Origin of the sequence: Halomonas aquatica (genome assembly GCF_040196335.1) — a bacterium.
GTDB classification, from domain to species: domain Bacteria; phylum Pseudomonadota; class Gammaproteobacteria; order Pseudomonadales; family Halomonadaceae; genus Halomonas; species Halomonas aquatica.
Map to the genome: position 1 here is coordinate 395023 of NZ_JBEGCJ010000001.1, position 20808 is coordinate 415830.

21 protein-coding genes are annotated in these 20808 nt (G+C 66.5%); 3 read left to right on the forward strand and 18 right to left on the reverse strand.

Annotated features, from left to right (window positions below; all coding sequences use genetic code 11):
• Positions 1-15: 15 nt before the first annotated feature.
• From ABE960_RS01785 to ABE960_RS01810, 6 genes are all read right to left on the reverse strand, one after another.
• Entirely contained in the window at positions 16-2007 is a 1992-nt protein-coding gene (locus tag ABE960_RS01785) for a TRAP transporter permease (protein ID WP_349760501.1), read from the reverse strand.
• A gap of 37 nt (positions 2008-2044) precedes the next feature.
• Complete coding sequence (locus ABE960_RS01790) at positions 2045-2554, reverse strand: DUF1850 domain-containing protein (protein ID WP_349760502.1); 510 nt, start codon at positions 2552-2554, stop codon at positions 2045-2047.
• 6 nt (positions 2555-2560) lie between these two features.
• Entirely contained in the window at positions 2561-3520 is a 960-nt protein-coding gene (locus ABE960_RS01795; protein WP_349760503.1) for a TAXI family TRAP transporter solute-binding subunit, read from the reverse strand.
• A gap of 195 nt (positions 3521-3715) precedes the next feature.
• Positions 3716-4912, reverse strand: coding sequence for an L-2-hydroxyglutarate oxidase (gene lhgO, locus ABE960_RS01800; protein WP_349760504.1), 1197 nt, complete (start codon positions 4910-4912; stop codon positions 3716-3718).
• Positions 4913-5012: 100 nt separating this feature from the next.
• Positions 5013-5993 carry a glutarate dioxygenase GlaH gene (gene glaH, locus ABE960_RS01805; RefSeq protein ID WP_349760505.1) on the reverse strand — a complete coding sequence of 327 codons (981 nt, stop codon included), beginning with the start codon at positions 5991-5993 and terminating at the stop codon, positions 5013-5015.
• Between the two features lie 153 nt (positions 5994-6146).
• Positions 6147-6596 carry an APC family permease gene (locus ABE960_RS01810; RefSeq protein WP_349760506.1) on the reverse strand — a complete coding sequence of 150 codons (450 nt, stop codon included), beginning with the start codon at positions 6594-6596 and terminating at the stop codon, positions 6147-6149.
• A 389-nt stretch (positions 6597-6985) separates the two neighbouring features.
• Here ABE960_RS01810 and ABE960_RS01815 point away from each other — a divergent pair, with 389 nt between their 5' ends.
• On the forward strand, positions 6986-7270 hold the full coding sequence (locus ABE960_RS01815; protein ID WP_349760507.1) for an XRE family transcriptional regulator: 285 nt from the start codon (positions 6986-6988) through the stop codon (positions 7268-7270).
• Positions 7271-7363: 93 nt separating this feature from the next.
• Here the strand turns inward: ABE960_RS01815 and egtD are convergent, their stop codons facing one another.
• Positions 7364-8338 (reverse strand): L-histidine N(alpha)-methyltransferase, encoded by a 975-nt coding sequence (gene egtD / locus ABE960_RS01820; protein WP_349760508.1) that lies wholly within the window; start codon positions 8336-8338, stop codon positions 7364-7366.
• Positions 8339-8515: 177 nt separating this feature from the next.
• On the opposite strand from egtD, the gene selD reads away from it, so the two are divergent.
• Complete coding sequence (gene selD / locus ABE960_RS01825; protein WP_349760509.1) at positions 8516-10846, forward strand: selenide, water dikinase SelD; 2331 nt, start codon at positions 8516-8518, stop codon at positions 10844-10846.
• A 9-nt stretch (positions 10847-10855) separates the two neighbouring features.
• Here the strand turns inward: selD and senB are convergent, their stop codons facing one another.
• Positions 10856-11845: a selenoneine biosynthesis selenosugar synthase SenB gene (senB, locus tag ABE960_RS01830; RefSeq protein WP_349760510.1), complete on the reverse strand. Its 990-nt coding sequence runs from the start codon at positions 11843-11845 to the stop codon at positions 10856-10858.
• A gap of 28 nt (positions 11846-11873) precedes the next feature.
• Here senB and senA point away from each other — a divergent pair, with 28 nt between their 5' ends.
• Complete coding sequence (gene senA / locus ABE960_RS01835; RefSeq protein ID WP_349760511.1) at positions 11874-13223, forward strand: selenoneine synthase SenA; 1350 nt, start codon at positions 11874-11876, stop codon at positions 13221-13223.
• A 40-nt stretch (positions 13224-13263) separates the two neighbouring features.
• Here the strand turns inward: senA and ABE960_RS01840 are convergent, their stop codons facing one another.
• Genes ABE960_RS01840 through arcC form a run of 10 tightly spaced genes read right to left on the reverse strand, consistent with a single transcriptional unit; the run spans position 13264 to position 20790 of the window.
• Positions 13264-14172: a F0F1 ATP synthase subunit gamma gene (locus ABE960_RS01840; protein WP_349760512.1), complete on the reverse strand. Its 909-nt coding sequence runs from the start codon at positions 14170-14172 to the stop codon at positions 13264-13266.
• The gene (locus ABE960_RS01845; RefSeq protein WP_349760513.1) at positions 14169-15710 is read right to left on the reverse strand and encodes a F0F1 ATP synthase subunit alpha; all 1542 of its coding nucleotides are present in this window, start codon (positions 15708-15710) and stop codon (positions 14169-14171) included. The genes ABE960_RS01840 and ABE960_RS01845 overlap by 4 nt, the downstream gene beginning before the upstream one ends.
• Positions 15700-16470, reverse strand: a complete 771-nt coding sequence (locus ABE960_RS01850; protein ID WP_349760514.1) for a F0F1 ATP synthase subunit B family protein — start codon at positions 16468-16470, stop codon at positions 15700-15702. Before ABE960_RS01850 ends, ABE960_RS01845 begins: the two co-directional genes overlap by 11 nt.
• 3 nt (positions 16471-16473) lie before the next feature.
• Positions 16474-16761 (reverse strand): F0F1 ATP synthase subunit C, encoded by a 288-nt coding sequence (locus ABE960_RS01855; protein WP_349760515.1) that lies wholly within the window; start codon positions 16759-16761, stop codon positions 16474-16476.
• Positions 16758-17477, reverse strand: coding sequence for a F0F1 ATP synthase subunit A (locus ABE960_RS01860; RefSeq protein WP_349760516.1), 720 nt, complete (start codon positions 17475-17477; stop codon positions 16758-16760). The genes ABE960_RS01855 and ABE960_RS01860 overlap by 4 nt, the downstream gene beginning before the upstream one ends.
• On the reverse strand, positions 17468-17770 hold the full coding sequence (locus ABE960_RS01865; RefSeq protein ID WP_349760517.1) for an N-ATPase subunit AtpR: 303 nt from the start codon (positions 17768-17770) through the stop codon (positions 17468-17470). Before ABE960_RS01865 ends, ABE960_RS01860 begins: the two co-directional genes overlap by 10 nt.
• Entirely contained in the window at positions 17760-18044 is a 285-nt protein-coding gene (locus ABE960_RS01870) for an AtpZ/AtpI family protein (protein ID WP_349760518.1), read from the reverse strand. The genes ABE960_RS01865 and ABE960_RS01870 overlap by 11 nt, the downstream gene beginning before the upstream one ends.
• Positions 18045-18064: 20 nt before the next feature.
• Positions 18065-18478: a F0F1 ATP synthase subunit epsilon gene (locus ABE960_RS01875; protein ID WP_349760519.1), complete on the reverse strand. Its 414-nt coding sequence runs from the start codon at positions 18476-18478 to the stop codon at positions 18065-18067.
• The gene (atpD, locus tag ABE960_RS01880) at positions 18475-19869 is read right to left on the reverse strand and encodes a F0F1 ATP synthase subunit beta (RefSeq protein ID WP_349760520.1); all 1395 of its coding nucleotides are present in this window, start codon (positions 19867-19869) and stop codon (positions 18475-18477) included. Before atpD ends, ABE960_RS01875 begins: the two co-directional genes overlap by 4 nt.
• A 9-nt stretch (positions 19870-19878) precedes the next feature.
• On the reverse strand, positions 19879-20790 hold the full coding sequence (gene arcC / locus ABE960_RS01885) for a carbamate kinase (RefSeq protein WP_349760521.1): 912 nt from the start codon (positions 20788-20790) through the stop codon (positions 19879-19881).
• Positions 20791-20808 lie beyond the last annotated feature (18 nt).

Sequence of the window (20808 nt, forward strand, 5' to 3'; positions counted from 1 at the left end):
CGCCCCAGGTCCTCCTCAATGGCGCCGGCTGACCAGCCAGTTGCCGGCCAGGGTCAGCACCATCACCACCGCCCCGGCGATCTCCACCGAGAGGCTCGGGTAGAAGACCGCGACGATCGCCGGCAGAAGCAGCAGGCGCATCGGCCAGGCCATGCGCGTGAACAGGTACCCCTCCAGGGCCGCGGCGAAGGCGCCCAAGGCCAGGAAGCCGGTGAAGGCGGTCCACACCAGCAGCGGCAACGGCCCCCCTATGATGATCTCCGGGTTATAGACCATGAACAGCGGGATCAGGTAGAGCCCCTTGGCGAACTTCCAGGCCTGGAAACCGGTATCCATAGGCTTGGCCCCGGCGATGGCCGCCCCGGCGAAGCCGGCCAGGGCGATGGGCGGCGTGACGTTGGAGTCCTGGGAGTACCAGAACACCACCAGGTGGGCGATCAGCAGCGGCACGCCGAACTCGGCGGTCAGCGCCGGGCCTACCAGCACGATCAGCACGATGTAGCTGGCGGTCACCGGCAGGCCCATGCCCAGCACCAGGCTCGCCAGCAGCACCATCACCAGCGCCAGCAGCAGGTTGCCGCCGGAGAAGGCCATCATCATGGAGGAGAACTTCAGGCCCAGGCCGGTCAGCCCCACCACGCCGACGATCACGCCGGCCACGGCACAGGCCATGGAGACCGCCACGGCATTGCGGGCGCCCAGTTCCAGGCCACCGACCAGCTTGACCAGCCCGGCCTTCAGCGCCTCGCGCAGGGTATCCCCGGTCACCTTCTGACCCTCGCGCGGCGCGATGAACAGGAACCACACCGTGAAGCGCAACACCGCCACCGCCAGCATGGTGAGGATGGCGTAATAGCCGACCCGCATCGGCGACATGTTCATCACCAGCAGCCACACCAGCACCAGCAGCGGCAGCAGGAAGTGCCAGCCGGCGCCCATGACGTCGCGCATCTGGGGAAGCTCCGAGCGCGCCATGCCCTGCATGCCCTGCTTGAGGGCGATGATGTGCACGAAGAGGTAGACGGTGGCGAAGTACATGACCGCCGGCAGGATGCTCACCTTGACCACCTCGAGGTAGGGCATCCGGGTGTACTCGGCGATCAGGAAGGCCCCGGCCCCCATCAGCGGCGGCATGATCTGCCCACCGGTGGAGGCCGCCGCCTCGATGCCGCCGGCCTGGGCCGGCTTGAAGCCCAGGCGCTTCATCAATGGGATGGTGAAGGCCCCGGTGGTCACCACGTTGGCGATGGCACTGCCGGAGATCGAGCCCATGCCCGCCGAGGCGATCACCGCCGCCTTGGCCGGGCCGCCGCGCTGTCGCCCGGTGGCGGCATAGGCCAGGTCGATGAAGAACTTGCCCGCGCCGGTGATCTCCAGGAAGGCGCCGAACAGCACGAAGATGAAGATGTAGGTGGCGGCCACGCCCATGGGCAGGCCGAAGATGCCCTCCTGGCCCAGGTAGAGCTGACCCACCACGCGGTCCAGGTTGTAGCCGCGGTGCTCGAGGATGCCCGGCAGGAACTGGCCCAGCCAGGGCAGCTCGCCCCTCGGCCCGGCGAAGGCATAGAGGATGGCGATAAGGCCGATGATGGTCATCGCCAGCCCCACCGCCCGGCGGGCCGCCTCCAGCACGGTGACGGTGGCGATGCAGCCGACGAGGATGTCGGTCTGGCTCCAGAAGCCGGCGCGATCAATGATCGCGTCGAGGTAGAGCACCAGGTAGCCCCCGGTGATCAGTGCCCCGCCGACGAAGACGGCGTCGACTAGGCCGCTGACCGGACCACGGTGACGACCGGGCCCGAGCAGCGGAAACATCAGGAAGGCCAGCATCATGATCAGCATCAGGTGGATGCTGCGCTGGTAGAAGAGCCCCAGCGGCTGGATGCCGGCGGAGTAGAGCTGGAACAGCGACAGCCCCACTGCCACCAGGGTGATCAGCCACAGCACCCGGCGAGAATGGTTCGCCTGGCTGCCGGGGATGATGGGGGAGGTGCCCGAATCGCTCATCGTGGTCCTCTCGCAGGATTGTCCGCAGGTTTGTCGTTCATTCGGGAGCGCCGGCAGGCAGGGCCAGCCGGATCGTCACCCGCTCGTTGGCCGCCAGGCGGCTCAGGCTGGTGCGGGACTCGTCGATCACCAGGCGATGATCGACGCGTATCGCTCCCACCCGAAGCCGATAGGCATTGCCCGGCACGGGTTCGTCGATATCCTCGATCCAGTAACCGCCCTCGCCGTCGGAGACCTGACGACCGCGTCCGGGGATGTGGTCCAGTCCCGCGGCGAAATCGGGCAGGTGGCTGCGCTTGAGCACCATGCGACCCTTCCAGTGGCGGTAACAGTCCAGCACCGGGAAGCCCTCGACGGAGTGATTCCACTCCAGGCACCAGCCTTCGCCCTCGGGCATGGGCACGCTCACCAGTCGCTTGCCGCCGGCGTCCAGCACCTCCAGCCGGGCCTCGTCGGCCGCGGCCGACGGAGCGCCGGCCGCCAGGCCCGCACAAAGCAGCAGGGCGGGCAGCCAGGCCCGCCCTGCGATCAGGCGTGATACACGCATCAAGCGTCAGGGACGCTGATGATCGGCGATCTCGGCGCCCACTTCCTCATAGTAGCGCAGCGCCCCCGGGTGGAAGGCGATCGGCGTGGAATCCACGCTGAACTCCACCGTGGTGTCGTTGGCCGCCGGATGGATGGCGATCAGCTCGTCGGTGTACTCGAAGAGCACCTTGGTGATCTGATAGGCCAGCTCCTCGTCCATCTCGCTGCTCACGGCGAGCACGTTGGGGATGCCGATGCTCTGCACCGCCTCTTCCATGCCCTCGTAGAGGCCGGCCTTGAGCTGGTATGCGGCGAACACGGGCTCGGCTTCCTTGGCCTTAGCGATCTCCTCCTCGGTCAAGCCGACCAGACGGATGTCGCGGGTGGTGGCCAGGTTCATGATCGAGCTGGTGGGCGGGCCCACGCTCCAGAAACCGGCTTCGATGTCGCCGTCGCGGATGGCGTCGGCAGTCTCGTTGAAGTTCAGGCGACGTGCGTCGATGTCGTCATAGGTGATGCCGTTGGCCTCGAGAATGGCCTGAGCGTTGACCTCGGTACCGCTGCCCGGGGCGCCCACGGAGACTGCTTTGCCCTTGAGGTCGGAGAGCGACTCGATGCCGGAACCGGCCAGGGTCACGATCTGCACGGCGTTGGGATAGATCGAGGCCAGCGCGCGGATGTTCTCCAGCTGGCGCCCCTCGAAGTCGCCGGTGCCATTGTAGGCCTGGTAGACGGTATCGGCGAGCGCCAGGGCCAGGTCGGAGTCACCGCGCCACACCAGGCCCATGTTCTCCACCGAGGCACCCGTGACCTCGGCGACGGCCTCGGCCCCCTCGATGTGGTTGCCGATCAGCTCGGCGAGGCCCCCTCCGTAGGGATAGTAGGTGCCGCCGGTCCCGCCGGTGGCGACGGAAATCTGCTGGGCGGCGGCCAGCGGGGCCGTGGCCAGCAAGGCGGCGGTGGCGGCGTACTTCAGGATTCGCATGGCATTCCTCCGGTCCTGGGACCAGGTTGTTGTGAGTTTTTCCGGCGCTCTTCGAGTCTCGGCGCCTGCTGCAACGCTACCATGGCTCAATGGTGATTAACCAACATCACTCTTTATGCGCCATTCGAGCTAGGCGTCATCCGGGCCATTCTTATCCGAGGTTTTCGGCAACTCCCTCAAGATAGCACTCCGAGACTAGTCGTCGACGAGCTCCTTTACCTTGCCGACAATATGCGCGCCGATGGGGATCGCCGAGGTGGCCGCCGGTGACGGGGCATTGCCCACGTTGACGGTGCGGCGCGTATTGACGAACAGGAAGTCATCCACCAGCTTGCCGTCGCGGGTCACCGCCTGGGCCCGTACCCCGGCCGGATAGGGTCGCAGGTCATCCAGTGTCAGGCTCGGGCAGTACTTGCGCACCAGTTCCAGGTAGCCCCTGCGGTGCAGCGAGTTCTTCATCTCCGCGAGTCCCGGCCGCAGGTTCTTGCCCAGCACCCGGAGAATGCCAGGGTCGCTGAACATCTTCGCCATGTCGCCAAGCGACACATCGCGCTTGCGATAACCCTCACGCTTCAATGCCAGCACCGCGTTGGGACCCACGGTCACTGTGCCGTCGATCATGCGCGTCAGGTGCACGCCAAGAAACGGCATGGACGGGTCCGGGATGGGGTAGATCAGGTGGTTCACGATGGCGTTGTGCTGCTCGGGAAGCAGGTAGTACTCGCCGCGGAAGGGGCAGATGCTGAAGCCGGGATCGCGGCCGAGCATGCGCACGACGCGGTCGGCCATGAGGCCAGAGCAGGAAATCAGGTAGCGGCCGGTGACCTCGCCCCGGTTGGTGCTCACCACGACCTCCCGGGTGCGCTCCTCCAGTGCCGTGACCTCGGCATCGAAGCGGATCTCGCCGCCCATCCTCTCGAACTCCGCGGCCATGGCCCGGGTGACCTCGGCATAGTCGACGATGCCACTGGAGGGCACGAGGATGCCGGCGATACCGGTGATGTTCGGTTCGCGCTCGGCGAGCGCCTCGCCGGAGATCCATTCGCGCTCCAGGCCATTGGCCGCGGTGCGCTCCCACAACGCCTCCATGCGCTGCCTCTCCAACTCATCGGTGGCCACCAGCAGCTTGCCGCAGGCGTCATAAGCGATCCCGTGGGACTCGCAGAACGCCTTGGTGGCCCGATTGCCTTCCAGGCAGAAGCGGGCCTTGAGGCTGCCCGGGGTGTAGTAGACCCCGGCGTGGATGACGCCGCTGTTGTGGCCGCTCTGGTGACGCGCCGCCCCGCTCTCCTTCTCCACCACCAGCATGCGGCGGTCGGGCCAGGCCTGCTTGAGCTGCATGGCGGTGGACATGCCCAGGATGCCGCCACCGATGATGATGAAATCGTACATGCCGTCCTCGTTCTTGCAATGCGATGGCCACGCCGTCGTCATGACATGGCCCCATCAGGGTAACCCGTCGCCCGGAGCTTTTCGCCTCAGGTCGCTTTCTTCAGCACTGCCGCGGGTTTCTCAGGGTCTTGGCGTGGGTGAAGTAACCCCGCTGGCGCATCAGCTCCCGACGCAGCTTCGGATGTGGCGTGAAACGGTCGCGGCCGTGCAGCCAGAAGTGATTGTTGATCAACAGGAAGCTGCCCACCGGGTTGGGCACCGAGAGGGTCGCCGGGCTCTCCTCCAGAGATTCGGAGAGATCGGTCAGCCAGTTGCCCTCCTCGAAGTCCTTGGGCTGCACGAACTGGTCGATATAGGACATGATCGGCCGCCCCCCCCGGTCGACATCGAAGATCGCGTGGAAGACATCCCTGGCGACGTTCTTGCTGGGCGGCGCGGTCCAGCGCATCGCCCGGCGCGCCAGCGGGTGGTGGTAGAAATACTCCAGCCCCTCCCAGTCGTCCAGATGCAGCAGCAGCGAATTGCCGCCCTCCATGTGCTGCTCGTCGATCTTCATCATCAACACGTAGTCGGTGTCCTGCTCGACGAAGGTGCCGTCGTTGTGCAGTTCCATCACGCGATGCGGCTGACGAAGGTAGCTGTCTGACTCGTCCACGTTCTTCACCACGAAGCGTGCGAAGTACTGGCTGCTCATGGCGTCGAAGTTGGAGCGACCCATCAGGTGAGCCACGGCGGTAGCGAACTTGACCATCTCTTCAGCCTGCTCCACCCGATCGAGCCCTTCGGGCACGACCTGAAAGCCTCCGGTAGCGCGATCCACCAGGGTGTTGATCAGCACCGGCTGCAGGGTGTTATCGCACAGGTCATCGAGGATCTTCGCCACCCGAAAGCGCAGCATGGACTTGTATTCCAGTGCCTGCACCGGCCACTCGGCGACGGCATCAAGGAAGGCTTCGACCACCTCGCGGCTGACGGTCAGTTGGATCAGCCGCGGCGACTGGGCCGAAGGCGAAAGGGTGAAGCCGCGGATATCAGCGGGCAGGGGCATGGCGGTCTCGGGAAGCCGGGTCAGTACGGTCATGTCGGGGATCTCCATCGCATTTCATAGACACATATTAAAAGTATCTACGTTTTTATATTTTGTCAAAAATAAAGGACAGCCATGGACTGCCCTTTTCAGACTCCCTGCCCGGCCGCCCCGACGAGAGAGGGACAGCCAGTCCGATCAGCGCCTTCAGCGACCGGGGTAGGGATTCGCGCCGGCCAGTTCGCGGTTCATCATGCTATCGCTGTTGGCGACGCCATAGCGGGCCCGCGACCAGGCATAGAGCGCCAGGCCCAGCAACATCCAGCCAGCGAAGATGCACCACTCGATGAACGAGAGCGCCGAAGGGCTGCCCGGCAAGTACATGCCGATCAGCGCCACCGAGAGGATCACCGCCGGGGCACCGACGGTCTTGCCGCGACGGACTCGGAAGGGGCGTTCCATCTCCGGCTCATTGCGACGCAGTACCACGAAGGAGAGCGCCACGAAGAGGTAGGCGATGACGATGCCCAGGCTACCCGCCGACTGGATCCAACTGCCGGTCAGCACGATCCAGCCCCAGCCGATCATGGCACCGAAGGCCAGGGCCAGCACATCCTTGCGGGCCAGCACTCGCGACAGGTGCGTCTCGTTGTTCATGTCCACCTCTTCGTTGATTCTTGTAAATAATGGCTACTTTCTTAAAACGTAGAAAAAAATAATAAATAAATGGCTTATGCTCAAGGAATTTCGAACACCCACGAAGTAGACATTTGTCGCGGCCGGCCTGGGGTCTCCCGACACGGGGACCCTGCAGATCGACAAGAAACCCATGAAAGATAGGCATATAACGATCATGAGGACGGCCGCGGCACCGGATACCGGGTCCCGGGATGCCCATCGAGAGCGTTCGATATCCTTGACAACCAATACCGGGCCGTATTCCTCTGGCGGGCTGATTTTTCCACCAAAAAATCCCCGAATCGGTACTGGCGAAACCCGAAAAAAGGCTTCATGCTGTGCGTGTCGCAACTGCCAACTGGAGCACCATGAGCACGGCACGACACATCGCCCACGCGGAGCTGACCGACCCCCCGCGAAGCTGCCCTGGCCTAGATGTCAGGGACCTGGAAAACCGAACACGCCTCATGCGTATCATCACACGGTTGATCGCCGTGTCTGACCTGGGCAGCCGCGAGATAGCTCGCCGCGCCGGTCTGCCGATGCAGAAGATCAGCGACCTCCTTTCGGGGAAGCTGGAACATCTGTCCATCGACGAGATGCGCCTGGTCTACCACACCATCGACACGAGCGGGACTCCCACGCCGCCCTGATCGATTGTCTCCCCTGAGACCTCCCGAACAGCAGACGCCCCGCCTTCATCAAGGCGGGGCGTTCTCGTGGGACTCGCATCGACCGGCCCCTTGTCAGTCGTTCGACGGGTCGCCCGACAAGTAGTGGACGCTGAACAGCGCCTGGTCATCGGACCAGACGGCGCTGGACCGGTAACCGGCCCGCTCGGCCAGCGCCTGGAAGGCCTCCACGCTGTACTTGCAGGAATTCTCGGTATGCAGCGTCTCGCCTTCCTCGAAGGCGAATCGCCGGCCATCGAGAAGGATGCCCTGCCGCCGATCGCTGACCAGGTGCATCTCGATGCGCGAGGCCGCCTCGTTGTAGAAGGCCTGATGCCGGAAGGTATCGACCTCGACCTCGGCCCCCAGCTCATGTCGCATACGTTCCAGCAGGTTCAGGTTGAAGGCCGCCGTGATGCCTGCGGCATCGTTGTAGGCCGCCTCGAGGAGGCGGCGCTCCTTGACCAGATCGACGCCGATCAGCACCCCGCTTCCCGGCGGCAAGGCACGGCGCAGCCGGGAGAGGAAGGCCTCGGCCTCGGCCGGGGTGAAGTTGCCGATGCTCGAGCCGGGGAAGAAGGCCACCACCCGTCGCCCCTCGACGCCGGGCGGCAGGTTCAGGCGACGGGAGAAGTCGCCCCAGGCGGCATGCACCTCGAGCCAGGGATAGTCGGCGGCCAGGCGACGGGTGCTCTGCAACAGGAAGTCGCGGGAGATGTCCACGCCGAGGTAGCGGCTCGGGCGCATCGCCTCCAGCAACAGCCTGACCTTGCGGCTGGCCCCGCTGCCGAGTTCGACCATCAGCGTGTCCGGCCCGACCAGCGCCGCGATCTCCGCGGCGGCGCCGGCCAGGATGCCCTCCTCGGTGCGGGTCAGGTAATACTCGGGCTGCTCGCAGATGGCCTCGAAGAGCCGCGAGCCCTGCTCGTCATAGAAGTACTTTGGCGAGAGAGCCTTCGGCGAGCGGCCGAGACCCTTGATGACGTCGTCGCGAAACGAGTCCCCCGCCCCCTCGACATGCTGATCATGGAAGTGCACGGCAGTGGACATCAAAGACCCTCAGTGACGGCTGGAACCGGCACGATGCCGGGCGCCGAAGAGATTCCGAAGCCGGAATCCGGCTAGACTGGGCAGCGACGCAAAGCTTCATCTCGCGAACCTTCTACCCCTCTTGCAAACCTTCCATCCTTCTTGCCAACCTCCAACCAATCTAGAGCGAGCCCCATCATGCAGCAACCGCAGCCGCCCCAGGGGTTACAAGCGTTACGGGATATCGTGCTGGTCGGCGGCGGCCACACCCATGTCGGCGTGCTGAAGCGCTTCGCCATGCGCCCCGAACCGGGCGTGAGGCTCACCCTGATCTGCCGCGACACCCACACCCCCTACTCTGGCATGCTGCCGGGCTACGTTGCCGGGCACTATGGCTACGACGACGTGCATATCGACCTGCGACGGCTGGCGGAGTACGCCGGGGCCCGCTTCTACCGCGACGAGGCCATCGGCATCGACCACGAGGCCCGCCAGGTGCTCTGCCAATCGCGCCCCCCGGTGCCCTACGACTGGATGTCGATCAACATCGGCTCTACCCCCCGGGTGGGCAAGGTCAGCGGCGCCGATGCCCATGCCGTGCCGGTCAAGCCGATCCACCGCTTCAACGATCGCTGGCAGACGCTGCTCCAGCGTGTCGAGGAGCACCCCGGCAGGACCCGTGTGGCGGTGGTCGGGGGCGGCGCCGGCGGGGTCGAGCTGCTGCTGGCCATGCAGTACCGGCTGGGCCACGAACTGGCCGCCCGGGGACGTGACCCTGAGGAGCTCTCCTTCGCGCTGTTCACCCGCGGCGAGCAGATCCTGCCGACCCACAACGCACGGGTGCGCGCCCACTTCCTCGCCACCCTGACCAGGCGCCGAGTCGAGGTACATACCGGCACCGAGATCACTGCCGTCGAGGCGGGCCGGCTGAAGGCGAACGACAGTACCTGGCACTCCGCCGACGAGATCGTCTGGGTGACCAACGCCGGCGGGGCCGACTGGCTCAAGGACACCCGACTCGACCTGGACGACGACGGCTTCATCAAGGTCGGCGACACCCTGCAGACGCTGTCGGACCCGCGGGTCTTCGCCGCCGGCGACATCGCCCACCAGGTCAACCATCCCCGCGAGAAGGCCGGGGTCTTCGCCGTGCGCCAGGGCCGTCCGCTTGCCGACAACCTGCGCGCCGCCATGACCGGCAGGCCGCTGTCCCCCTATCGCCCGCAGCGCCACTGGCTGGCGCTGATCAGTACCGGCGACCGCCATGCCGTGGCCTCGCGGGGCAAGTGGTACCTGGCCGGCGACTGGTTGTGGCGTTGGAAGGACTGGATCGACCGGCGCTTCATGGCCCGCTTCAACGATCTGGCGCCCATGGCGGAGGACACCATGAAGGCCCCGGCCACGAGCCGGGTGGTGCTGGACGACGAGGAGAGCGCCCAGGCGATCTCGGCCATCGCCATGCGCTGCGGCGGCTGTGGGGCCAAGGTGGGCGCCACCACCCTCTCCCGCGCGCTCTCGACCCTCGAGCCGGTGGCACGCGAGGAGGTCCTGGTCGGCCTGCATTCCCCGGACGATGCCGCCGTGGTGCGGGTGCCCTCGGGAAAGGACATGGTGCATACCGTGGACTTCTTCCGTGCCTTCATCGACGACCCCTACGTGTTCGGCAAGGTGGCCGCCAACCACGCTCTGGGCGACATCTTCGCCATGGGCGCCGAGGCGCAGACCGCCACCGCCGTGGCCACCGTGCCCCAGGGGCTCGAGGCCAAGGTCGAGGACACCGTCTTCCAGATGATGAGCGGCGCGGTGGAGGTGCTCAACGCCGCCGACTGCGCCCTGGTAGGCGGGCACACCGGCGAGGGCAGCGAGCTGGCCCTGGGCTTCGCCGTCAATGGCCTCATCGACAGCGGCAGCATGGGGGAACGTACGGAGGACGACGGCCATGCCGGCACGGCCCTGATGACCAAGGGCGGCTTGCGCCCCGGCCAGGTGTTGATCCTCACCAAGCCCATCGGCACCGGCACGCTGTTCGCCGCCCATGCGAGGCTCGCCGCCCGCGGGCGCTGGATCGACGCGGCACTGGCGAGCATGTGCCAGTCCAACCGCGAGGGAGCGGCCTGCCTTCGCGAGCACGGCGCCACCGCCTGCACCGACATCACCGGCTTCGGCCTGCTGGGGCATCTGGTGGAGATGACGCGCCCCTCGGGCGTGGATGCGGAGCTCGACCTGGCGACCCTGCCGCTGCTCGAGGGCGCCGAGGAGACTGTCGCCGCCGGCATCCTGAGCTCCCTCCAGCCCGCCAACGTGCGCCTGCGTCGGGCCATTCGAGACCAGGAAGCCTGGGTCGAGCACCCCCGCTACCCCCTGCTCTTCGACCCCCAGACAGCCGGGGGGCTGCTGGCCGGCGTGCCCGCCGAGCGCGCACAGGCGTGCCTGGAGGCACTGCACGCCCTGGGCTACGAACGCGCCGCGATCATCGGCCGCATCCAGGCGCCCGGCGAAGTTCTGGAGCCCATCCATCTCAAGGGGTGACGGAGGTGGTCAGGCATCCAGCCCGCAGGCAGTGATCACCCTTGCCAACGCCTCGCGCTCGCCCGCGGGCGTGAACAACGCCGCCCGGGCCACTACCTGACGGCGGAGCCGGTCGACGAAGGCCGGCCCCACCTCGGCGCGGCGCAGCAGGCCGCGCAGCGCCGAGGTGTCGGCGACCGGGAAATAGCCTGCATAGTCGTCGCCCAGCAGGCCGCGGTTGCCCGGGATATCGGAGGCCAACACCGGCAGCCCGGCCACGCAGGCCTCGCTGACCACGTTGGCCCCGCCCTCCATGCGCGAGCTGATCACCATCAGCCGGGCGCGTGCCATCCACCGGCGCACCCGCCAGCGAGGCAGGTCGCCGAGCCAGCGGTAGCGCGGGTTGGAACCCGCCTCGTCACGGGCCGCCTGGGCCCACGTCTCGTCGAGGGCACCGCCCAGCTGGATGACCCGCAAGCGCGAGTCTGCCGGCAGGTCGCGCACCGCCAGGGCCGCACGCAGGGGATCCTTTTCCTCGCGCAGGTGGCCCACCACCAGAACATCGAGGTACCGTCGGCTCGGCCGCGGGGCACCTTTGGGCAGCGGCAGCGCCGACTGGTGGACGACGTGCAGGCACGACAGGAAGCGCGAGGGCAGATCATCGTCCAGGCCGTCATGCAGGCCGACCAGGGCATCCGCCGCCTCGAGGCTCTCCAGGAAGGCGTCGGGATGGCTGTGCTGGAAGCGATAGACGTCGGTGCCCGTCAGCACCACGATCAGGGGGCATCGCGGGAAGGCGCGGCGACAAGAGACGATGGCCGCGTGGCTGCGCCAGGCATGCAGCGCCATCACCAGGTCGGGCGGCTTGCCATCTAACATGCAGTCCTCCGGGGCGGCCTCGGGGGCGGTGATCCGCACCCGGCAACCCAGGTCGCGCAGCAGGCGTGCCCAGCGGGTCGCCGTGGCGCGGTTGCCGGCATGTGAGCCTCGACCCGCCGGGGTGATCAGCGCTATTTTCAACACAGGCGTTCTCCTCAACGAGGTCGGCATGCTCTCTACAACACTCAGCACACCGCCAACGCCTCCCCGGGCCGCCGCCGAGTTGGCGGACATGCTCGTCGATGCCCGCTTTCGCAGCCTGGCGCTGATGCGCGACATCCTGGAGGCACGCGAGCTCGGCCCGCGGCTGGCGATCGTCAACCCGCCGCTGTGGGAGCTCGGCCACCTGGGGTTCTTCCACGACCATTTCGCCCTGCGGGGCCTGCATGGGCTGCCCGACTACCAGTTCGCCGGGGCCGAGAGGCTGTTCGATTCCGGCAGCATCGCCCATGACGACCGTTGGGCGCTAGCGTTGCCCTCCCGTGAACAGACCCTGGACTACCTGTCGCGGGTGCAGAAGGAGATGCTCGCGCGCCTGCCCGAGGGCGAGGCCAGCGCCGCCCAGAGCTATGTGTACCAGCTCACCACCCTGCACGAGGACATGCACGGCGAGGCCTTCCTGTATACCCGCCAGACGCTGGGCGACCCGGCCCCGGACCTGGGCACGCCGCCGCCGGGCCAGGCTCCCTACGCGGCCTCGACCGGTGCCCTGCCCGGGGATGTCGCCATCCCCGGCGGGCGCCACCTGCTTGGCTCCGACGCGACCCTCCCCTTCCGCTTCGACAACGAGAAGCCGCCCTTTGAGGTCGAGGTGGCGCCCTTCTCGATCGCCCGGGCACCGGTCACCAACGCCGAGTTCGCCGCCTTCGTCGACGACGACGGCTATGCGCGGCGCGAATGGTGGAGCGAGGCCGGGTGGCGGTGGCGCGAGGCCCAGGGGCGCCAGGCGCCGGCCTACTGGCGCCGTGACGACCGGAGCCGCTGGGAGGTTCGCCACTTCGACCGCTGGCAGCCGCTGCCTCCCCACCAGCCGGTCGTGCACGTCAGCTGGCACGAGGCCGAGGCGTGGTGCCGCTGGGCCGGACGACGCCTGCCGAGCGAGGCGGAATGGGAGGTGGCCGCCAGCCGCGCGCCGTCGGCCGGCGGGAAGTCTCTGGCGCCCGGCAAGCGACGCTTCCCCTGGGGCGAGGCAACGCCGGATGGTGGCCTGGCCAACCTGGACGGCTGGCGGCTCGGCCCGCTGGACGTGGCGGCGCTGCCCGAGGGCGACAGCGCCTTCGGCTGTCGCCAGATGCTCGGCAACGTCTGGGAATGGACGGCCTCGCCCTTCGCCCCCTTCCCGGGCTTCACGCCCGAGCTCTACCGCGACTACTCGGCCCCCTGGTTCCGGGAGGGGCGCTACGTGCTGCGCGGCGGCGCCTGGGCCACCCGCTCGCGGCTGGCCCACACCACCTACCGCAACTTCTTCACCCCGGACCGCCACGACACCCTGGCCGGCTTTCGCACCTGCGCCCGTTGAACGCCGCGGCGCCAGAACGCCCTCCCTTGAGCTCGGACCTTCAGGTCCGGCGGGACGTCTTGTGAGGAGAGTGGCGCAACGCCTCGAAGCCGATGATGACGTCCAGCAGTTCGGTGGTGATGTCGTCCTGGCGCACCATTCGCAGCTGGCCCTTCACCTCGTCCAGGCGGTCGTCCACCGACTGTTCGGCCTGCTGCATCAGGGCCAGCCGCGCGGCATTCTCGGTGACCATGGCCTCCGCCGAGGCCCGGAAGACGCTGGCGAAGATATGGCTGCGCAGCAGGGCGGCGAATAGCTCGGCGCTGGGCATCGAGTAGTCGGGCAGGGAGCGGGAGTGCCATGGCCGGTCGGCGAGCTCCGACAGGAACGCCTGCCCCAGGGGCAGCAGCGGCATCAGCACCGGCTCGTGCTGCCCGCGGCCGGCGCGCTGGGTGAAGGCCAGCGTGACCTTCCGGTGGTGGGGCTCGCCGCCGCCGATGTCGTCCAGCCGGGTGACGATGCTGCCCGCCAGGCGCCCGATGCCATCCGCCGAGGCCGGGGGCAGCAGCACGCTCTCGGGGCTGAGTCCCTGCCCCGCCAGGGCGTCATTCATCTGGGCGCCGACGCACAGCACCCGAAGGGCGGCACATCCGGCCGTCGTCGGCACCAGCTCCGCCTGCACCTTCTCGGCGAGCAGCTCGTTGTAGTTGCCGCACAGGCCATGGTCGGAGCCGAACACCACCACGATGCTCTCGGCCGGCTCCATGGTCGGCATGGCGATAGGGCCGGTTCGGGCGACGAAGGCCTGGAATCCGCGGCGCACCGTCCGGTGATAGGCCTCGATGGAACGGGCGGCCCGCTCGTAGGGCACGGCATTGATGGCCGAGATCGTCTTCATGGTATGCACGATCCCGCGGATGCTGGTCAGCGTCTCGTCGCGGCGGGAGAGGGCTTCAAGCGTCTGCGTCACGGCCGTCCTCCGCCTGTCCCGGGACCATCGTCGGCCTGTCCCAGCGCCTTGCGCGCCAGCGAGAGGATGGCGGCGCGGTCCTCCTCGGCCAGGGGCTCGTTGCGGGCGATACGCGCTGCGATCTCCGTGAGGTCGTCTCCCACCGCCGCCCTGACGCTTTCCATGGCGGCCACCACCTCGGTTTCCGACAGCCCGTCGAATATCCCATTCATCGCCGCCAGCAATACCAGCAGCTGCTCCACCGCCGGCACCGGATCCCGCTCAGGCTGGCGCAATGCCGCACGGACGGCAGCGCCGCGGGTCAGGCGAGCCCGGGTGGCGTCATCCAGCCGGGTGCCGAATCGGGCAAAATCTTCCAGCTCCTCGAACTGGGACAGGGTGACACGCAGGTTACCGGCCACATCCCGAAACGCGCGATGCTGGGCCTTGCCGCCCACCCGCGACACCGATACCCCGAGATCCACCGCCGGGAACTGGTTCTTGCGTACCAGCCGCGGCGACAGATAGATCTGGCCGTCGGTAATCGAGATGAGATTTGTCGGGATATAGGCCGACAGGTTTTCCGCCTGTGTTTCCACCACGGGCAAGGCGGTGATGGAACCTCCTCCTGCCTCAGGGGTGAACTGGCCGGCACGTTCGAGCAGCCTGGCGTGTACATAGAAGATGTCGCCGGGAAACGCCTCGCGCCCGGGGGGGCGTCGCAACAGCAGCGAGAGCTCACGGTAGGACCGGGCGTGGTGAGTGAGGTCATCGAAGACGACCAGTACATCCCGGCCTTGGTTGGCGAAGTATTCCGCCATCGTCATCGCGGCATAGGGTGCGATGAAGGCAAGGCCCGGCGGGTCTTCATCACCGGCGGCCACCACGATCGTCTGCGCCATCTGCTCGCTGTTCCTGAGTGCCTCGATGACTCTGGCCACCGCATCCCCGCGCTGGCCGATAGCGCAATAGATACTGAGGACATCCGAGCGGGCCTGGTTCAGGATGGTATCCACGGCGATGGATGTCTTGCCGGTCTGCCGGTCGCCGATGATCAGTTCCCGCTGCCCCAGCCCCACCGGCACCGCGGCATCGATCGTCTTGAGGCCCGTCGCCAGGGGCCGGGTAACGGCCGCACGGCTGAGAATGTCCGGCGCTCGGGATTCCACCGGCCGTTCGGCCACGGCGGTCACCCTGCCCTTGCCGTCCCGGGGCTGGCCGGTGGCATCGACCACCCGGCCGATCAGGCCCGGCCCTACCGGCACACTGATGACCTTGTGGGTGCGCCAGACATCCTCCCCGGATAACACCCGCTCCGAGGGTCCCAACAGGACGACACCCAGCCGGTCCGGTTCGAGGTCCAGCACCACGCCGCGGACACCCGAGGCAAACACCAGCAGCTCATCAGCGAGGGCACGCCCCAGGCCCGACACCTCGGCGATGCCATCACCGACCGCGGCCACCTTGCCCACTTCGGCCAGCACCGGCGAAGGTGCCGGGCTGTCCAGCAAGACGTCGATGAACGCCTGTACACCGGGCAGCAGCGATTCATCCGCCATGATCATGCACCCTGCCCGATTCACCACTCGCCAGGCGATCTTCCAGCAGACCGACCAGCTCATCGGTGTAGCTGTCTACCGTCCAGGCCAGCTGGATGCTGCCAATGCGCAGGTCCAGACCCGGGGACTGGCTGTCATCCGTGGCAAAGCGCAGGGGAAGTCCCGGCAGCAGGTCCTCCAGTGCAGCCTTCATCTTTTCCTGGGCGCTCTCGGGGAGCGGAGCATGGGTGGTGGCAACCGCTTCTTCGGCGTTATCGGCCGCAGAGGCCAGATCTTCCGCCATTGGCTTCAGCTTGCTGACCACATGCAGGGCAATGTGCTCCTCCAGACGCTCGTCCGCCAGGTCATGCAGCGCCCGGCCCGCCAGCTGATAAAGCGCTTCGGCACTCGCCTTGTATAACTCCGTGGTGAAGCGTTCCTGTTCGCGCGCGAGGTGCGCCTGCTGGTCCTTGCGTTCCTGTTCCAGTTTTCCATGGGCCTTGGCCAGCAGGGCATCCCGCTGTTGCTCTGCTTCCTCGCGGACCCGTTCCGACAGGGCTTCCTGGTCTGCCTGCAGTTTCTGCTGCTGTGCCACAAAATCTGCCTCGGCGGCGGCGGCCTTCTCCTGGGCGAGTGCGGCCTCACCCATCTGTTCGGCAATCTCGGCTTCCCGGGAATCGATGCCATTCAGGATCGGCTTGTAAAGAAAACGTTTCAGCAACCAGACCAGCACCAGGAAATTGGCGATCTGGGCGAGGACCGTGACCCAATCGATCGACATGACCTAGCCTGCCGCCGACTGGGTCGCTTGCACCACCTGATCCACGAACGGGTTGGCGAACAACAGGATCATCGCCACCACGAAACAGTAGATCGCGGTGGACTCGATCATGGCCAGGCTCACGAACAGGGTGCGCGACAGGGTGGATGCCGAATCCGGCTGCTGGGCGATGGCGTTCAGGGCGGCGGCGGCGGCACGGCCTTCTCCCAACGCAGGGCCAAGCGAGCCGAAGGACACCGTCAGTCCCGCGGTGAAGATGGAAATGGCCGCAATCATGGCTGCATCTGTCATCGATCTTGCTCCTTATGGTCACGTCCGCGGCCGAGATCGTGGTCGAGCTTCTTCACGGTGGCCGTGGCCGACGAGATATAGACGGTCGCCAGGATGGCGAAGATGTAGGCCTGGATCAGGCCGGTCAGCAGGCCCAGCACGTCCATCACCACGGGAAAGAAGAAGGGCGCCACGCTCAGCAGAATGCCGGCAATGACCGCCCCGCTCATCACGTTGCCGTAGAGGCGGATGGCCAGCGAGATCCCCCGGGAGAACTCGCTGATGATGTTGAAGGGCAGCATCACGATGGAGGGCTGGATATAGGTCTTCAGGTAGCCGCCGATGCCCTGTCGGGTGATGCCGAACAGCGGCACGGCGATCAGCACCGACAGGGCCAGTGCCGCCGTGGTCGACAGCGATGAAGTGGGCGGCGTGAATCCCGGCACGACAAGCAAGAGGTTCGATAACGCGATGAAGAGGAACAGCGTCCCCGAAAAATACAGGACGTGGCGCGTCGACTGCGGCGAGATTTCCTTTATCTGGCCCTGGATGCCGGTCACGATCACTTCAAGAGTCGTTCGCCAGCGATTCGGTGGCACATCCGGGCGAAGCCTGCGGGTCACAAGGATCGAGGCCCCGGTCAGCATGGCCATCACGATCCACGTATTGAAGATGGTCTCGTTGATCCCGAGGCCCCAGAGGGTGAAGACCGTCGTCTGGTCAGGTGTCAGTTGCATCCTGCCTCCTTCGCCCTAGGCGTCCGGGCCATCAGAGTGGCGATGAAGCGCACCAGGAAAAACGCGAGCACATAGCCGGTGAACGCCCAGCCCAGGGTTCCCCCATCGGTCACCCACCAGCCGGCCGCCAGCAGCACCCCGATCCGCGCCGCTGCACTGGGCAGCAGAACAGACATGGGCCGGGGCGCGCTCAGCGTCAGACGGACAGTCAGCGCCAGGCCCACGAAGTAAAGGACACTGACGATGACACCCGAACCTAAGCCCGTGATCACGGCATGCCAGTCAATCGTCATGATGGTCACTCCCGCTGTCGTTGACTTCCTTGCTGACCCAGCCCCAGGCAATGAGGCTGCCCAGCGCCACGCCCCCCAGGATCAATGCAATGGTCCAATTGAACGCCTGCGGCATGTGGCGATCGAGCCACAGCCCGAGAAAGGTCCCGCCCACGGTAGGTACCGCAATCGACCATCCGATCATGCCGAAGACGCCAAGGCCTCGCAGCGGGCTCTTGCCCGGGTCATCCCTCGCCCTTTCCAGGCGCCGTGCACGACGGCCGATGTCATCCACCGGAGACCTCCGCCGCCGGGTCATGGTGTCTTGGGCCGCTGCAGATCGGCGAATCGGCGCATCATGCCCGCCTCCAGGCGTGATAATGCCGAGCGGGCCACCCGCTCGTCTTCATCCATCTCGATGAAGCTCTCCTGCACGGTCTCCCTCAGCGAGGCCAGGTCAGTGCCCTGGACGCCCCGCCGGATGGCGATGTCCACGTCATGACCCTTCTTCACCAGGATCCCCTCGTCGATGCCGAAGATCTGCTCCGAACCGTCCGCCAGGGTCAGGATCAGCACGGAGGGCACCAGGGCGGTGACGAAGTCGATATGGTTCGGCAGCATCCCGAAGGCCCCGTTTTCCGCCTCCGCAAACAGCCTGCTTGCCGGACCCTCATGCAGGGTCCTGGTCGGCAATCGCAGGGTCACCTGCATCTCGTCCGCCAGGGTCATGCTTCCACCTCCAGGTCGGAGAGGGCCCCGATCATGTAGTAATCGCCCTCGTCATGCTCGAAACGGGTCTGGTTCAGGATGGTGTCGCACCCCTCGAGGGTATCCTCGATGGACACGCGCTTGCCCTCGGTTCCGGTGAAGGAGCCGGTGGTGAAGAAGGGCTGGGTCAGGAACCGTTCCAGCCGGCGGGCACGGGCGACGGTTGCCCGGTCAGCAGTCGACAGCTCCTCGATGCCCAGCATGGCAATGATATCCCGCAGTTCCTCGTATTCAGCGAGGGTACGGCGCACCGCCCGAGCGATGTCGTAATGACGCTGCCCCACCACCGATGGCGTGAGCATGACAGAGGATGAGGCCAGTGGATCGATCGCCGGGTACAGGCCTTCACTGGCACGCTTGCGGGACAGCACGACCGAGCCCGACAAGTGAGAAAAGATATGGGCGGCCGCGGGGTCGGTAAAGTCGTCGGCCGGCACATAGACAGCCTGGACCGAGGTGATGGCCGCCTTTCGGGTGGAGGTAATGCGCTCCTCCAGTTCCGCCAGTTCGGTCGCCAGCGTCGGCTGATACCCCACCCGCGAGGGCATGCGCCCCATCAGCCCGGAGACTTCGGAGCCGGCCTGCACGAAGCGGAAGATGTTGTCGATCAGCAGCAGCACATCCCGTTGCTGATCGTCGCGAAAATACTCCGCCATGGTCAGGGCGGATTTCCCGACCAGAAACCTCACACCGGGCGCTTCGTTCATCTGGCCGAACAGCATCACGGTGTTATCACGCACGCCGGCCTCGCCCATTTCACGATAGAGTTCTTCCGCCTCGCGCGAGCGCTCCCCGATGCCGCAAAACAGACTCACGCCCTTGTGTTCCTGCACCGTGTTGTTGATCAGCTCGGTAATCAGCACCGTCTTGCCCACGCCGGCGCCACCGAACAGACCCGTCTTCCCGCCTCGCTTGATGGGAGAGAGCAGGTCAATGGCCTTGATGCCGGTCTCCAGCACCCTGCTGCGAACAACACGGTCTTCCAGCAGAGGCGGCGCCTGATGGATGGAGCGCCGCTCGCCTGTTTCCGGTGCGGGTTTGCGGTCGATAGGCTCACCGAACACATTGAGCATGCGACCCAGGACGGCATCGCCGACCGGCACACTGACCGGAGCTCCCGTGGCCCGCACCGACATCCCCAGCCCGAGCCCCCTGACCGACCCCAGCACCATGCAACGCACGATGCCGTTGTCTTCCAGGCCGGCAACCTCCAGGGCCGTCTTCCCGACATACAGGAGCTCCCGGATGGCGGGCACCTGCATCGTGAACCGGGCATCCACGACACCGCCACGAATGGCGATAATGGTGCCGGTATCACGCTCGGCCTGAACATGCGCTTCATGCTGCGTCATCATCGCGTCCTATGCGTCGGCAGACACCCGAGTGCCCGCCGTTCCCTCGAGTATGTCGATGGCATCGATCAGCCGTCCAATGCCGCTGATCCCCCCCGTTTGGGCAAAGTCACTGGCGGCCGCGAGCTTCGGCCCCATGGAACCGGCAGGCATATCCATCTCAGCGGCCTGGTCAATCGTCAGTGAATGAATCAGTGCCGCCGAGTCTGTGCCGTAATCCCGGTACACCCCTTCCACATCGGTCAGCAGCAGCAGGGCGTCGGCACCCAGCTGGCGAGCCAGTAGCGCGCTGGCGGCATCCTTGTCGATCACCGCCTCCACGCCGATCATGCTGCCATCGTCACGGCGCATGACCGGGATCCCCCCACCACCGGTGCAGACCACGACCACGTCCTGGGCGATCATCAGCTGTAACACCCGCAGGTCCGGGATCTCCAGGGGCCTGGGCGACGCCACGACTCGGCGCCACCTGTCCCCGTCCCTGGCGATGCTCCAGCCGGCCGCCGACGCGCGACGCTCGGCCTCGTCCCGCTCGTAGATCGGCCCGACGAACTTGGTAGGGTGGTCAAAGGCGGGGTCCCGGGGATCCACGACCACCTGGGTCAGCAGGGTGGCCACCGGGCGATCGTGGTCGAGGGCATTCTCCAGTTCCTGTTCGATCATGTAGCCGATCATGCCCTCGGTCTCGGCCCCCAGCACATCCAGTGGAAAGGTCTCGTCAGGATGGTAGGCGGCCCCCTGCAACGCCAGCAGACCCACCTGGGGACCATTGCCATGGGTGATCACCAGCTGGTGCCCGGCCCGCACGATGTCCGCCAGTGCCCGCACGGCAACGTTCACGTTGCCGCGTTGCGCCGCTGCGGTCAGAGGTTCACCGCGTTTCAAGAGGGCGTTACCGCCAAGTGCCGCCACCACCAGCATGTCAGCCTCCCAGGGTCG

What these genes read in the sequence shown, in the direction of transcription:
- atpD (WP_349760520.1), bottom strand. Translation starts at nt 19,869, where the DNA reads ATGACGCAGCATGAAGCGCATGTTCAGGCCGAGCGTGATACCGGCACC.
- ABE960_RS01855 (WP_349760515.1), bottom strand. Translation starts at nt 16,761, where the DNA reads ATGACAGATGCAGCCATGATTGCGGCCATTTCCATCTTCACCGCGGGA.
- ABE960_RS01865 (WP_349760517.1), bottom strand. Translation starts at nt 17,770, where the DNA reads ATGACGATTGACTGGCATGCCGTGATCACGGGCTTAGGTTCGGGTGTC.
- glaH (WP_349760505.1), bottom strand. Translation starts at nt 5,993, where the DNA reads ATGACCGTACTGACCCGGCTTCCCGAGACCGCCATGCCCCTGCCCGCT.
- ABE960_RS01810 (WP_349760506.1), bottom strand. Translation starts at nt 6,596, where the DNA reads ATGAACAACGAGACGCACCTGTCGCGAGTGCTGGCCCGCAAGGATGTG.
- arcC (WP_349760521.1), bottom strand. Translation starts at nt 20,790, where the DNA reads ATGCTGGTGGTGGCGGCACTTGGCGGTAACGCCCTCTTGAAACGCGGT.
- senA (WP_349760511.1), top strand. Translation starts at nt 11,874, where the DNA reads ATGCTCTCTACAACACTCAGCACACCGCCAACGCCTCCCCGGGCCGCC.
- ABE960_RS01785 (WP_349760501.1), bottom strand. Translation starts at nt 2,007, where the DNA reads ATGAGCGATTCGGGCACCTCCCCCATCATCCCCGGCAGCCAGGCGAAC.
- lhgO (WP_349760504.1), bottom strand. Translation starts at nt 4,912, where the DNA reads ATGTACGATTTCATCATCATCGGTGGCGGCATCCTGGGCATGTCCACC.
- egtD (WP_349760508.1), bottom strand. Translation starts at nt 8,338, where the DNA reads ATGTCCACTGCCGTGCACTTCCATGATCAGCATGTCGAGGGGGCGGGG.
- ABE960_RS01850 (WP_349760514.1), bottom strand. Translation starts at nt 16,470, where the DNA reads ATGTCGATCGATTGGGTCACGGTCCTCGCCCAGATCGCCAATTTCCTG.
- ABE960_RS01795 (WP_349760503.1), bottom strand. Translation starts at nt 3,520, where the DNA reads ATGCGAATCCTGAAGTACGCCGCCACCGCCGCCTTGCTGGCCACGGCC.
- ABE960_RS01790 (WP_349760502.1), bottom strand. Translation starts at nt 2,554, where the DNA reads ATGCGTGTATCACGCCTGATCGCAGGGCGGGCCTGGCTGCCCGCCCTG.
- ABE960_RS01875 (WP_349760519.1), bottom strand. Translation starts at nt 18,478, where the DNA reads ATGACCCTGGCGGACGAGATGCAGGTGACCCTGCGATTGCCGACCAGG.
- ABE960_RS01845 (WP_349760513.1), bottom strand. Translation starts at nt 15,710, where the DNA reads ATGGCGGATGAATCGCTGCTGCCCGGTGTACAGGCGTTCATCGACGTC.
- selD (WP_349760509.1), top strand. Translation starts at nt 8,516, where the DNA reads ATGCAGCAACCGCAGCCGCCCCAGGGGTTACAAGCGTTACGGGATATC.
- ABE960_RS01860 (WP_349760516.1), bottom strand. Translation starts at nt 17,477, where the DNA reads ATGCAACTGACACCTGACCAGACGACGGTCTTCACCCTCTGGGGCCTC.
- ABE960_RS01815 (WP_349760507.1), top strand. Translation starts at nt 6,986, where the DNA reads ATGAGCACGGCACGACACATCGCCCACGCGGAGCTGACCGACCCCCCG.